We start from the raw sequence: 11,919 nt of genomic DNA, 5'->3' as shown, positions 1-11,919 counted from the left end.
CGGGACCAGCGGGACCAGCGGGACCAGCGGCGACCGCGGCGGCGACCGCCTCGGCGAGCTGCGGCTCGGCCATGCACGGCGCATCCCCGGCGAGCCACAGCAGGTACTCGACGTTGCCCGCAGGGCCCGGCAGCGGACTCGCGACAACCCCGCGAACGCCGAGGGAGAGCCGGGCCCCGGCCGCGGCCACATCCCGCACCGCCGATGCGTGCAGGGCCACGTCCCGCACGACCCCACCCGGCCCGAGCCCGTCGCGCCCCACCTCGAACTGCGGCTTGACCAGGACGACGAAGTCGGCCGCCGGCCGGGCACACGCCCGCAGGGCGGGCAGCACCAGCCGCAGGGAGATGAACGACAGATCGGCCACCACCAGATCGACCGGCCCGCCGATCTGTTCGGCGGTGAGGTAGCGGACGTTGGTGCGTTCCAGCACCGCGACCCGTGGATCGGTCCGCAGCTGCCACGCCAGCTGGCCGTAGCCGACGTCCACCGCGACGACCTCCCCGACGTCGTGGCGCAGCAGCACGTCGGTGAAGCCGCCGGTGGACGCCCCCGCGTCCAGACACCGGCGTCCGCTCACCCGCAGCGGTGGCTGGCTACCGGCGAAGGTCGACAGTGCCGCCAGCAGTTTGTGGGCGCCGCGGGAGACGTACCCGGGGTCGTCCCCGGTAATGATCGCAATGGGGGTGGTGTCATCCACGACCGTCGCGGGCTTGGTCGCCGGACGTCCACTGACCCGGACCCGTCCGCCGGCGATCGCTTCGCTGGCCTGCTCGCGGGAGCGAACCATGCCTCGCCGAACGAGTTCACGGTCCAGCCGCGTCCTGCGGACCACGACAGCGCGCTTCGTGCCGGTCACGCCCGCAGCCGGCCGGGCGTGCCAACCGGGCTCGGCGGGGTGACCAGGCTCGGCGGGGTGACCGGACTCGGCGGGGTGGCCGTGAGCCCGTCAAGATCTGCGAGCACACCATCGAGGAGGCGATGGACCTCCTCGAAGACGGCGACGTGCGCTGACACGGGTAGCGCGGGCAGCCGGTCCACCCGCGCAAGCGCGCCACGGACATCGTCCGGGACGTCAACGGTCATGAGGTGTTCCTCTTCCGTGACAGCGACGGCAGGGCCGTCACCCCGCGGTACGCCGCTGTCGTCCCAACCAGGATGCCCGGATCCCGCTCGCCGTGGCGACGGTTACGCGCGCCACCGGTAGGAGCGCACGGCCGGCCGGCAAGCTGTGTCGAAGACATTGCGCTCGGCAGACCAGCGTTAGGCTCTCCGTAGCAGCCCACCCCCGTCACCGTCACCACAGCCCAGCGGACCGGCGAACCGGCGGAAGGAGGAACCGGCCGGCATGGCGACCAGGCAACAGTGTGCGGCGGCATTGCGTACGTTGGCGGATCGCCTCAACGGGCTGGCCAACGACCGCATGCGCGAGCTGACCCCCGACCGCACCATCGTGTGCCGGATACCCGATCTCGGGACGAGCTTCTCCGCGGAACTGCGCGACGGCAGCGTCCTGGACATCAACGAGGGCGAGGACGAGGACGAGACGGCCAAGGTCACCTTCACGGTGAACAGCGATGATCTCGTCGCCATCAGCGATGGAAGCCTGCGGTTCGCCGCAGCCTGGGCCAGTGGCCGACTGAAGGTGGACGCCAGCATGCGCGACCTGCTGCGGATGCGTTCCCTGCTCTAGCCCGATCCGGCACCCGCGGTGGTAGCGCCCGTTCCGACCCGTTCTACGAGCCGTTCTGATCTCTCGTCAGTCGCCGGTGCGCACCGGCCACTCGGTGCGGCTGATCGTGTAGACGGCGCAGTCGGTGCCGTGCAGCGCCTCGTAGTGGTCGAGCCTCATGCCGATCTTCTCGGCGACGCGAGCCGACTTCTCGTTGTCACGCCTGAGGACGGCCACCAGCCGGTCCACATCGTGGTTGGCAAACGCCCAGGTGCCGGCCGCACGGGCTGCCTCGGGTGCATAACCGCGTCCCCACCAGGGCCGGCCGATGAACCACACCAGCTCGATCCCCGGCCATCCCGGCTCGTTCCACAGCCCCGCCCGGCCCACCAGTACGCCCGTGGCCCGCTCGACCACCGACCATGGACCGACGCCTTCCAGCTCCCACACGCCGATGTTGGCCGCGAGGTTGTGCCACATGCTGTGCCGGTCGTGGGTACCGACGTACCGGCCGAACTCGGGATCCGACCAGATAGCCGTGGAGGCATCAAGGTCATCACGGCGGATCGGACGGAGGACCAACCGGTCCGTCGTCAGGGTCGGGATGCTCATGCGCCGGCTCCCCCGATCACGGAAGTCATCCAGAAAACATTCCTGTTTTCTTGATCCTATCAAACGTGAGGCGGCGCTCAGCGTGTTCCTCGTTGAGTTTCTGTAGACCAACGACCGCCTGAATATCGGTGTCGATACGACTCAGGTCACTTCGGTATCGGGTCGCCATGATGCGCCAGTTCTTTCAGGGCGTTGCCGTTCTGGACGAACGCCCGCCACAGGTATTCCACTTGCTATTGATCTTGATCATCTCGTCGAGGTGCCACTTGTCGCCAGCCCGAGTATGGGGCTCCACCGTGATTCGCCCCCACCTGATGCAACAGAGCCGTTTCAGGCGATCGCGGTGATATCCCCGTCGTCGAAGTAGATCGCCTGGTGTAGCCGGCCACCGAGAGCGGCAGCGAACCGGGCGACCACATCCTGCCCAGAAATTCTGCCCTGTTCAATCTGCGAGACCCTACCTTTGGTGACACCCATCCGGTCGGCCACCTGCTGCTGGGTGAGGCCCCGTGCGCGGCGCACCTCGCCAAGGCGATGACCTACCGCGACCGCGAGGAGTTCCTGCTTACCGGCCTCGACCGTCTCCTCACCGCCGGCTCGAGCGACCTGCTCGGCCCGGACGTCCGCCCACCGCACATAACCACTCATCGCCGGTCGTCCTCATCGATCATGTGACGGTGGCCTCCCCGATGACGCCGCGCGCGCCCCTTTGCCAGGACGTAGTGCCCGAAACCGTCGTAGGACAGCGGCGACGACGCCACCGAGCCGCAGGCGTTGAGCACAACCAGCGGCGCGGCCCGCAACCGACGCCGGATCGGCGCCTCGACCTGAAGGCCACGCAGCACGATCGCCTTCCCGCAGGTCAGATGCAGCGCTCGACGCCGCCAGTCGTTCGGCGGCGTCGAGGTCGGCCGCCAGCAACGCCAGCTCGCGGGGCTTGACCGACGGCCCGACCTGCAGCGGCCCCGCCAGATGTCAGGCGCCGGCGGCACGGCGGACGTCGGGTGCCCCGTTCGAGCTGGGGAGGGGCGCGGTATCCGTCGGCGGATAGCTACCAGCAAGCGGCTGGCGTAGAATCGAGCGAAACGAGCACATCGATCGCTCCGATCGTCTTGGAGGCCGTTCATGACCTCGCCCGCCCGACCCGAACCGCTCCACGATGAGACGTATCTGCCAGACGAGGACACCGGCGAGATCATTGACTTCCTGGCCGCGCTTCGCGACCGCGGCCGTCCGACCGCCGAGCCGCGGCCTCGGCTCACCGGCCCCGACGGGCACAGCGTCGAGCTTCCCGAGCCGATGTTCGACGTCATCCTGCAAGTCGCCGCAGCGATGAAGGCGGGCCTGGCCGTCACGGTGGCACCGCAGCATCTGACAATGTCCACCCAGGAAGCCGCAGACCTGCTCCGTATCTCCCGCACCACCCTGGTTCGGCTGCTGGAGAACGGCGCCATCCCTTTCGAGAAGCCCAGCCGCCACCGCAAGGTCCGCCTCGACGACATCCTTGAGTACCGCCGACGCCAACGCAACGCCGCCGAGCTCGCATTCGCCGACATGGTCGCCGACACCGAACGCCTCGGCCTCTATGACATCAGCCCCGACGAGACCCGGGCGGCGCTGAAAGCCGCCCGCAAGAAGGCCGAAGGCTGACCAGATGTTCTCCGCACTGCTCGACACCTGCGTCCTGGTGCCCAGCAGGGCACGCGACGTGCTTCTCGAGATCGCCAGCACCGGTGCCTACCGGCCGCTCTGGTCCGCCGAGATCCTGGACGAGCTCGAGCGGACCCTGCGCACGCTGCTCGGCAAGCGCGGAACCTCACCAGAGGAAACCGACGCCTACCTCACCCGCCTCTTCCGGCAGATGAGGATCGCCTTCCCGGATGCGTCCGTGACCGGCTGGGAACGGCTCGTGTCGACCGTCGAACTCCCTGACCCCGACGACCGGCACGTGGTCGCCGCCGCCGTGGCCGGCCGAGCCGACGTGATCGTCACCGACAACCTCGCGGACTTTCCACCCAGTGCGCTGCCCGCGCCCGTGACCCGCCAGTCCCTCGACGACTTCCTCCTCGACGAACTTGGCCTCCACCCCGACCTCGTCATCAAGGCCGTTCGTGCCATCGCCGCCAGGACCGGCAGATCCGGCCCCACGCTGGCCGCCTATGACATCGCTACCTACCTGCGCACCCACGGCGCCCCAGCATTCGGCGAGCGCCTTCTCGTTGTACTCGGTCAGGCGGCGACGCCGGCTTCGTAGGTGACGTGACCCCAGGCTCGGCGCCCGGCTCGGCGGTTCACCATTCGGCATCGGCGCCGGAAGGGGATATCTATGACCACTGCGGAGGCCACGCTCTTCGGGATGGGCCAGTTCTGGCTGCAGGACGGCGGGACGCCGCCGGCGGTCGAGACTTGGGACCAGTCGAATGGTCTGGCCGTCACGGCTGACGTCGGCGCGGTGATCCTCACCGGAGACGCCTATGGCCCGGTGCAGGTGGCGGTGGACGTACGAGCGGAGCGGCCGCCGGAGGCCGACGACCCGTTCGCGTTCGGTGATGGAAGCGAGTGGGACGACATCGTCGAGGTCAGCGTCACCTGCCGTGAAGGCCCGCTGAACGTGGGCGCTTTGGAGGGTGAGCTCAGCGACGAATTGCCCGCAGTGGACACCCGGGGAGCCGGCAGCTACCGGGTTCGCGTGCATACACGCGACAGGGACGATCCCGGTGTCGACGACGACGGGATGCCCCGACCGAACGACCGGTTCCTGCTGGTCTCCTGGCCTGCTCCCCCTCAACCACCGCTACTCATCCGGCTCACCGATCGGCGCGGTCTGGGGACACGCATGGCCTGGGTGAAGCGCCTGAGCCGTGGCCGTCCCCCCGCCCGTGGGGATGATTCTGGATGATGGCACGGATTTGATCATCCATGCGATGCGGATACGGATGCGGTCGAAGTTTCGGGATTTCCTGCCGGTGATCGGTGAAAGGTGGGCTATGAACAGCAGTGAGGGGATGCCTACATCGAACGCTGTGCCGGTGACCGACGAGCTGGTGGATCGGCTGGCGGGGGAGGCAGAGGCCGGTTATGACGTTGCGGAGCTGAGGCGACGTGGGGGCCGCCGTCCACTGGGGTCGGCGCCCGCGGATGTGGTACCGGTGCGGCTGGACCCGGAACTGCGGGCGGCACTTGCCGCGCGGGCGGCTGCCGATCACACGAACGCCAGCGACGTCATCCGCCAGGCTCTCCGGGCGTGGCTCGACGTCGCGTAGGTATCGACTCCCGCCGGTGCGGGGTGTGTCCCGACGGGGTCGACATCGGGCTGGTGCGTATTCGTTGAATACTGCGGGTGATGCGCGATTGCTTGTTCCCCGAGAAAACGATTGGTGTTGCGGGCTCATAGCGGGTGCGGACGTTGCGAACCTGACCGACAGTGCCCGGCACCTTCGGGTACCTGAAATTGCCCAGGCCTGTACGTTCAGGCGCTCTCGGTATGAGTGGACATGTTCCGGCAGGGCTGGGTCGGTGACCACACGAACGACCGGGCTCGCCGCGAGACAGCTGAACGTGGGTTCGAGAGCAACTCCAGCATGATTGTCTCGGTGCTCACTGGGCATCGTCCCTGGCCAACGGCCGTGAGGTGACCGGGCGGACGGTGATTTCACGCTCGTGGCCGCGGCGGGTCGGCCCGCGCTCTGGCCTCGGTGAACGGGCCCGCCGGCGGCGGCACGGCCGGCTCCTCCTACCCTGGCACGCAGGCTCCTTTTTGCTGTCACGTCCCACTGGTTTTGTCACCGCGGAACGTAGCGAGAAGACGAGGAAAGCAGGCCAAGACCCGTCCTCCGGCGGATCCTCACCGGCCCCTGAGTCCAGACGGTACGGGCCAGGCGGTACGGGCCAGGCGCAGATCGCAGACGGCCATCCGGGCGGGCCGTGAACACTCCGCCGACGGTCCGCGTGCCGTGCCCGTGACAGGTCCGCAGGGACATGCGAACGTGCCGGCTCGCCCGGTTGGAATGTGACGTCGAGTTCTGATCAACCAGCTGCTCGACGACGCGGGCTGAATGCCCCGAACAGTCCGGATGCCCACGTCTGCCTGCGTGCGGCAAGGCGACGGTTTCTTCGGACTGCAGCCGGTCACGGGTGGCGACCCGCGTACGGCCGTATGATGGTCCAAGCTCGCAGCCAGCTGGAGACACCAGTGAGGAGGCCCTCGTCCATGAGCACTCCGGAAACCGGCCAACCTCTGTACCCGCCGCTGCGCCCCCATATCACCGACGAGGAGCTCCTGGCCGCAAGGGGCACCCAGCCCATCTGGTCCCTCGACGACCTTGCGGCCGACACCTTCGGCTCTGACGAGGAGCTCGACGATTTCCTCGTCTTCACGTACGCCGAGCGTCGACGCGACGTCGCCTGAGCCGGCGCCGTGCCCCCTTATACAAGGGGCCGTGTATGATCATCAATCGCGACTCTGGCCTTGCGCTGGACGCACATCCCGACGCGAAGGTCGGAGATCACACATGCCTGTGGCAGTCGCACGCGGCGCCTTGGCAGCAGTGGCGGCTCAAGAACACCGACGACGGGGTCGCCTTCATCATTGAGAACGCTGCGTCGGGATACGCGTTGGATGCCGGTCAGGACGCGGAGAACGAGCGCGACCCGCACCTGTGGCCAACGCATTGGGCGTCCTGGCAGCAATGGATCATTGTCCGGCTACCATTGACCTGACGCGCAGACGCCTGCACGGCGGCTCCTTCATCGCAGCGGTCCGCGCGGGAGATGCTGACAAGTCCGACGATCATCTCATCTCATCTGAGCAGATCCAGGCAGACCTCGGCATCTCACGCAAGGTCCTGACCGAGCGGCTGAACCACCCCGTCGAACATGGAGTGCTCGAACGCCGGCGCTACGACCGGCGACCACGATTCGAGTACATCCTGACCGAGAAGGGCACCGAACTCGTCGACCTGCTGATGCCTGGTCGCGGGCATGGCCGCGGGCGCGGACTGCCTCGACGACATGCACCTGCTGCGCGCCGGCGCGCTCGGTGAGGTGCTCGGCGGGATTCGCGCGCCGTCCACGCTGGGCACGTTCCTGCGGAAACTGACGATCGGGAGCGTCGCCCAGCTCGGGAAAATCCACCGGCTGCTGCTCGTGCGGACCGTGGCGGCCGTGCCCGCCTGGTCACCGATTCGGGCCGCGTCAGATGCGTTCACAGGCATCGAGAAGAAGCTCGGCGACGAGATCCAGGTCGTCGATCGTGATGTCACCGCCGCCCACGCCGTGTATCCATCGGATGGCCTGATCGCGGCGGCGGACGAGCCACAGATCGACGTGAAGGGCGATGTCGGCAGCGGTCGACGAGTCGCAGGCGCCGAGCTGGGCCAGCGCTGCCGTGCGCGCCGTGTTGTCGAGCGCGAGCCGTATGACATCGAGCAGGTCGGTGCCCTGCTTCTGCACAGAGCGGTTCATCACCGCCTGGAGCTTCATCGCGATGATCGGACCGGGCTCGGCGACAGGCGTTTTCACCTCCACGCGATCGCCGCTCGACCGGATCACCTCGATGGCGACCTCAATGGCGGTGTCGTTCGCCCATGCGTGCGCGGACGCGTGGAGGCGGTCGCCGGGATCGTCGCTCGGCTGGTCGAGTTCTGCCTGCCGCACCTCCAGCACGTCTACCTTGACCTGACCATAGGGAGTTGGCAGCAGGACACCGGCGGGCTCCACGACCTTCGCGCCCTCGGCCGCACGGAGCACCTCCATGTGCGGCGCACTTCCTCGACGGCCTGGACAGCCGCGGCCATCGCGTCACCCAGGAAGATCACCCGGCTACCAGACACGGACCCACCTCGGGCTCGGCTGCCATGCATCGAGGATCTCGCGTCCGCGTCCCTCGTCCTGCGCCAGATCGAGCGCGACGAACAGCGGATGCGCCAGCGGCCACTGCCACCGCTCGGGCAGGAGCTCGACACGACGGGCGCAGACGGCCGCGACCGGTGCGACCCGCACCGCAGCACGCGCATGGGCCGGCGTCGAGGCGGCGCCGAGGAGCGTGGTCGCGCGCCGACGTACCGCCTGATCGGCGACGAAGAAGTCAAGTAACTGGTCAGCGCGAACAGCAACCGGCGCACCGGCCGCCGCAGCCAACTGCCACCCACCGTAGTGTTCCCACCCGGCACCATCAACCCTCGACCTGCGTAATCACATGCCGTGCGGTCGGAGATCCATGAGACCAATCATCCATCGGTTTGCGGGACGGAGGTGACGTCTCGATTTCACCGCCCGTCCGTGACTGAGAACGAAAATATTTCATCAATGTCCGCCTCAAGAGGAACCGCTTCTACAACCGCATCAACATTGAGCGGTCCGTAAATGTGCGGAAATGGATCCTTCCATCCGGATACGTGCTCGTACCTGATTTCTGACGTGACGCGACTTACGTCAATAATCAGGAGCAGCAGGTTTCGGTCTCCCTTGTAGATCATATTTGCGACCGGAGCTACTTGATGAGACTCACTGGCATGAATGAATCCTTGGTCGTCCAGCGACCTGCCTCGTGTCGATATTCGATACTCGCCGTGGAGTTTCGCATGCCTCCAGTCGGCGGCGGCTGCAATGTGGTAAATTTCCTTCATTCAGTCTATTCCTGACATTTCGACCGTCTGGGCAATGAACCGATTGACAGCTGGATCGTTCCCATGATGTCCGTGGAGGCGACGCCGAAAGTCGCCGATGTAATGGACGATGCGAGTAGAGCGGAGTTTCGTCGCTAGATTCAGCGCGTCGAGGCCCGTGCCACATGCTTGATCCAGATCGGTTTCGATGTATGTGGTCGCGAGTACGGCGGTGTTGAAGGCACGCGCGCGGGTGAGGTCATCACTCATGGTGACCGCTCTCAGGGAATACATCCTGGCCTGGTCCCAGTCCTTCAGATCACGCAGACAGTGTGCAAACCTGGCCGCAAGGTATCGTTCATCGAAGTAGCGCAACCACGCCGGGAATTCCGCCGCATCCGAGTGCATGAAAGCCTGCTCGGCTTGACGGAGGCAGAACGTGCACGCCTTCGAGTCACCGAGCAGGGCATGGCCGTTTGCCTCCAGCGCGAAAGCCTCCGCGAGGAGCGCCGGAACCGCTGTCTTCCTGGCGGCGTGCTGGCTGGCTCGCGCCAGCTCTATCGCCTCATAGGGATTGTCGTGGTGAATGGCGTGATGGCCCTTCGCGGCCAGAATCTCTGCGCTAAATGCCAGGTCGGAGGCTCCTGCGGCCAGTTCAAGTGCCTTCGTAAAATATCGCTCCGTGAGATCGGAGCGGCCTGTATCATAGGCGGACCATCCCACCAGATGGGCCAGCTGGGCTGCCGCTCCGAGCAGTTCCCGTCCGATTTCTTCGGTGTAGCTGCCGTCGCGGAGCATGGATGTCACAGTGAAGTCGAGATACTTGGCGGCTGGCGCATGGGTATGTCCGCCGCCGAATTTATTGTCCAGCAGGCGGAATGTTTCGGTAAAAGTCCTTACCACAGCGACGTCGTCGGTTGTGATCGATCTCCGGGCAAACTCGGGAGCTCGCCAACGGTCGCCGCGGCACGTGTCCGTTACTGGATCCGTCAGCTCAGCGGGAACATGCCTGTCATCCGGATGCACCGGCTCTCGATGGTCGGGGGAACTCGCACCCGTTGGGCTGTAGTCATGGGCAAGACCAAGTTGGACCGGGCCGGTCCGGTAGAGCCGGCAGAGCAGGTCCATGGCCTGGGCGCGCATGCCCGCGCCGGCCTCCCAGTCGAGCAGGGACCGCGGCGCACACGCGAACCCTCGGATCTTCTCCTCAGCGGCCAGAGACAGGATCATCTCGACCGTTGTCGGTACGTCCCAGCCGCGGGCCAACCGGTGGCACTTCAGCGGGGTGTGTCCGCAGCAGACCGCGATCCCGCTGATCAGCTCATTGAGCGACGCTGCGGGTAACTCCTCGGGGTTTCCGGCCGCCAGCAGCATCGCCACCCGCTGCCGTTCCGCGCAGCGCACCGGATGGGTGTCCGCACGGGGAGGTGCTTGTGCCTGCACAGTGAATGTCGCCCTTCCGGATCCTGGTTGTCGTGACGGCCCTGCGACGCAGAATAGCCGACCCTCGATGCGGTAGCACACATTCCGGCGTCACATAACCAGGCTGGAACACGCATGCCCGCGTACGGACCCATCCCGGAATGTCAAGTGCGGAATTCCCGCGGTGCCTACGCGGGGATCTCTCACTAGCCACAGTCGGTATGAACAGCGCACCATCGGCAGAAGCAGAATCCGCATGCGGCTCATCCAGCGGCACGCAACAACCAGTGATGCAGGGAGCCGGGGAAGCATGCCCGAGCACGCCAAAGAAACGGAGCACCATGACACACGACAGCAAGATCCTCGACGACCTCACAGTGGATCTGTTCGATCTCGACGCCAGGACGGTGGACGGCAACCTTCTGGCCGTCGACGCCATCACCGACAACGGCTGCGGCACGCTGCCCGCCTGCCATTACCCCGACCCGCAGAACTAACCACCTGACCCATCCGACGGGCCATAACTCTGGCGGGCCTATGCGACGCGATCACGGACCCGCACCACTCCGCCGTGATGGATCGCCAGTAGTAATGAGCACAAAACCAACGTCAAAAAGTTGACGTTGGGAGTCTGCGGCCGGGTGGAGGTCTCAGCTCCGGGCCAGCCGGGGCCGTAGCAGAGCCCGGCACGGCCGAGGAACTCACCGGTCGCTTTATCCTCGACGGCCCACATTCCGTACCCGAGCAACGCCCATATCCCGATCAGATGGGTGATCAGGCGTTCCGTCGCTAATCAAGGTCGGAACAGCCGGGCGGGCGGTCGCCGGCCACCGTGCGGACGGGAGCGCCTCTGTCCGCCGCCGTCCATGCGGCCGCGCACGCCGCCCGAAGGGCGTCCAGACCGTCGGTACCGTCGGCCCGGGTCACCGGTCTGGCTCTGCGCCAGGTCAGCGTCGAATCACGCACCTGCGCGACCCAGTCTCCGCACACCGCCACCACGGCGTCGCAGTGTGGGTCGCCGTCCACGTCCGCACCCTGCGGCCGTACCCCGTCAACCTGGGCCCCGCCCACTGTCACGACGACACCCGGGTGGCACGTCAGCAGACCGCGCAGATCGGCCGCGAGATACGTCGGCCGGTGGCGCGCCTGTGCCCGCAGGAGCTCATCCGGGCAGGCCACCCCGGTGAGCACCAGCAGAGACGGCGTGCCCGACCGGACGGCGGACTCGATGTCGGTGTCGAGGCGGTCGCCGACGATCAGCGGAAACCGGGCCCCGCTCCGGCGGACCGACTCCTCGTGCATCGCACGCTCGGGCTTTCCGGTCACGATCGGATCGCAGCCGGTGGCGGTACGCAGCATCGCGACCAGCGAACCGTTGCCAGGCATCAGGCCACGCTCGGTCGGCACCGTCGCATCGACATTGCTCGCGACCCAGAGCGCGCCGGCCCGGATCGCGAGTGCGGCCTCGGCGAGCCGGGCGTAGTCAAGATCTGGATCAAAGCCCTGGACGACGGCGACGGGTTGCTCCCCGGCGGTCGTCACCGGCCGTAGGCCTTCCGCGGTCACCGCCTCACGCAACCCCTCCCCACCGGCGACCAGGACGGCCGC

At 66.9% G+C, this 11,919-nt stretch carries 18 protein-coding genes and 2 pseudogenes; 9 read left to right on the top strand and 11 right to left on the bottom strand.

Annotation, left to right across the window (positions count from 1 at the left end; genetic code table 11):
* Positions 1 to 835: TlyA family RNA methyltransferase (locus U9978_RS19790; RefSeq protein WP_322762645.1), on the bottom strand; the 835-nt coding region annotated here is incomplete at its 3' end.
* Between the two features lie 20 nt (positions 836 to 855).
* Complete coding sequence (locus U9978_RS19785; protein ID WP_322762632.1) at positions 856 to 1,086, bottom strand: hypothetical protein; 231 nt, start codon at positions 1,084 to 1,086, stop codon at positions 856 to 858.
* A gap of 262 nt (positions 1,087 to 1,348) precedes the next feature.
* Here U9978_RS19785 and U9978_RS19780 point away from each other — a divergent pair, with 262 nt between their 5' ends.
* Entirely contained in the window at positions 1,349 to 1,693 is a 345-nt protein-coding gene (locus U9978_RS19780) for an SCP2 sterol-binding domain-containing protein (protein WP_322762631.1), read from the top strand.
* Positions 1,694 to 1,759: 66 nt separating this feature from the next.
* Here U9978_RS19780 and U9978_RS19775 read toward each other — a convergent pair whose 3' ends face one another.
* The 3 genes from U9978_RS19775 to U9978_RS19765 all read right to left on the bottom strand — a co-directional run bounded on the left by U9978_RS19775 (position 1,760) and on the right by U9978_RS19765 (position 3,129).
* Complete coding sequence (locus tag U9978_RS19775) at positions 1,760 to 2,284, bottom strand: GNAT family N-acetyltransferase (RefSeq protein WP_322762630.1); 525 nt, start codon at positions 2,282 to 2,284, stop codon at positions 1,760 to 1,762.
* A 330-nt stretch (positions 2,285 to 2,614) separates the two neighbouring features.
* A complete protein-coding gene (locus tag U9978_RS19770) occupies positions 2,615 to 2,932 on the bottom strand; it encodes a helix-turn-helix transcriptional regulator (RefSeq protein WP_322762629.1) in 318 nt (105 codons plus the stop codon).
* Positions 2,929 to 3,129, bottom strand: coding sequence for a hypothetical protein (locus U9978_RS19765; RefSeq protein ID WP_322762628.1), 201 nt, complete (start codon positions 3,127 to 3,129; stop codon positions 2,929 to 2,931). Before U9978_RS19765 ends, U9978_RS19770 begins: the two co-directional genes overlap by 4 nt.
* A 280-nt stretch (positions 3,130 to 3,409) precedes the next feature.
* Between U9978_RS19765 and U9978_RS19760 the strand changes: the two genes are divergently transcribed.
* The 7 genes and pseudogenes from U9978_RS19760 to U9978_RS24175 form a co-directional block, all read left to right on the top strand.
* Positions 3,410 to 3,934: a helix-turn-helix domain-containing protein gene (locus U9978_RS19760; RefSeq protein WP_322762627.1), complete on the top strand. Its 525-nt coding sequence runs from the start codon at positions 3,410 to 3,412 to the stop codon at positions 3,932 to 3,934.
* A 4-nt stretch (positions 3,935 to 3,938) separates the two neighbouring features.
* Entirely contained in the window at positions 3,939 to 4,538 is a 600-nt protein-coding gene (locus U9978_RS19755; protein WP_322762626.1) for a PIN domain-containing protein, read from the top strand.
* Positions 4,539 to 4,610: 72 nt separating this feature from the next.
* Positions 4,611 to 5,183: a hypothetical protein gene (locus U9978_RS19750; protein WP_322762625.1), complete on the top strand. Its 573-nt coding sequence runs from the start codon at positions 4,611 to 4,613 to the stop codon at positions 5,181 to 5,183.
* 88 nt (positions 5,184 to 5,271) lie between these two features.
* Complete coding sequence (locus tag U9978_RS19745; protein ID WP_322762624.1) at positions 5,272 to 5,547, top strand: ribbon-helix-helix protein, CopG family; 276 nt, start codon at positions 5,272 to 5,274, stop codon at positions 5,545 to 5,547.
* A gap of 947 nt (positions 5,548 to 6,494) precedes the next feature.
* Positions 6,495 to 6,692, top strand: coding sequence for a hypothetical protein (locus U9978_RS19740; protein ID WP_322762623.1), 198 nt, complete (start codon positions 6,495 to 6,497; stop codon positions 6,690 to 6,692).
* A gap of 35 nt (positions 6,693 to 6,727) precedes the next feature.
* Entirely contained in the window at positions 6,728 to 7,003 is a 276-nt protein-coding gene (locus U9978_RS19735; RefSeq protein WP_322762622.1) for an RICIN domain-containing protein, read from the top strand.
* 86 nt (positions 7,004 to 7,089) lie between these two features.
* A pseudogene (locus tag U9978_RS24175) lies at positions 7,090 to 7,251 on the top strand (winged helix-turn-helix transcriptional regulator); the annotation flags it as partial.
* 226 nt (positions 7,252 to 7,477) lie between these two features.
* On the opposite strand, the gene U9978_RS19725 reads toward U9978_RS24175, so the two are convergent.
* From U9978_RS19725 to U9978_RS19710, 4 genes are all read right to left on the bottom strand, one after another.
* Complete coding sequence (locus tag U9978_RS19725) at positions 7,478 to 8,002, bottom strand: hypothetical protein (RefSeq protein WP_322762620.1); 525 nt, start codon at positions 8,000 to 8,002, stop codon at positions 7,478 to 7,480.
* A 102-nt stretch (positions 8,003 to 8,104) separates the two neighbouring features.
* Positions 8,105 to 8,422 (bottom strand): hypothetical protein, encoded by a 318-nt coding sequence (locus U9978_RS19720; protein WP_322762619.1) that lies wholly within the window; start codon positions 8,420 to 8,422, stop codon positions 8,105 to 8,107.
* Between the two features lie 128 nt (positions 8,423 to 8,550).
* The gene (locus U9978_RS19715; RefSeq protein WP_322762618.1) at positions 8,551 to 8,910 is read right to left on the bottom strand and encodes a DUF952 domain-containing protein; all 360 of its coding nucleotides are present in this window, start codon (positions 8,908 to 8,910) and stop codon (positions 8,551 to 8,553) included.
* Entirely contained in the window at positions 8,911 to 10,332 is a 1,422-nt protein-coding gene (locus tag U9978_RS19710) for a hypothetical protein (RefSeq protein ID WP_322762617.1), read from the bottom strand.
* A gap of 320 nt (positions 10,333 to 10,652) precedes the next feature.
* Between U9978_RS19710 and U9978_RS19705 the strand changes: the two genes are divergently transcribed.
* Complete coding sequence (locus U9978_RS19705) at positions 10,653 to 10,808, top strand: hypothetical protein (protein ID WP_322762616.1); 156 nt, start codon at positions 10,653 to 10,655, stop codon at positions 10,806 to 10,808.
* A gap of 146 nt (positions 10,809 to 10,954) precedes the next feature.
* On the opposite strand, the pseudogene U9978_RS19700 reads toward U9978_RS19705, so the two are convergent.
* Together U9978_RS19700 and U9978_RS19695 are read right to left on the bottom strand one after the other, a co-directional pair.
* A pseudogene (locus tag U9978_RS19700) lies at positions 10,955 to 11,098 on the bottom strand (GNAT family N-acetyltransferase); the annotation flags it as partial.
* Between the two features lie 2 nt (positions 11,099 to 11,100).
* On the bottom strand, positions 11,101 to 11,919 hold an 819-nt coding region (locus tag U9978_RS19695; protein ID WP_322762615.1), incomplete at its 5' end, for an HAD hydrolase-like protein.

The organism is Protofrankia sp. Cr2 (genome assembly GCF_963555885.1).
Lineage (GTDB): Bacteria > Actinomycetota > Actinomycetes > Frankiales > Frankiaceae > Protofrankia.
The sequence above is the reverse complement of the archived record's forward strand: the minus strand, read 5'-3'. Positions and strand labels throughout refer to the sequence as shown.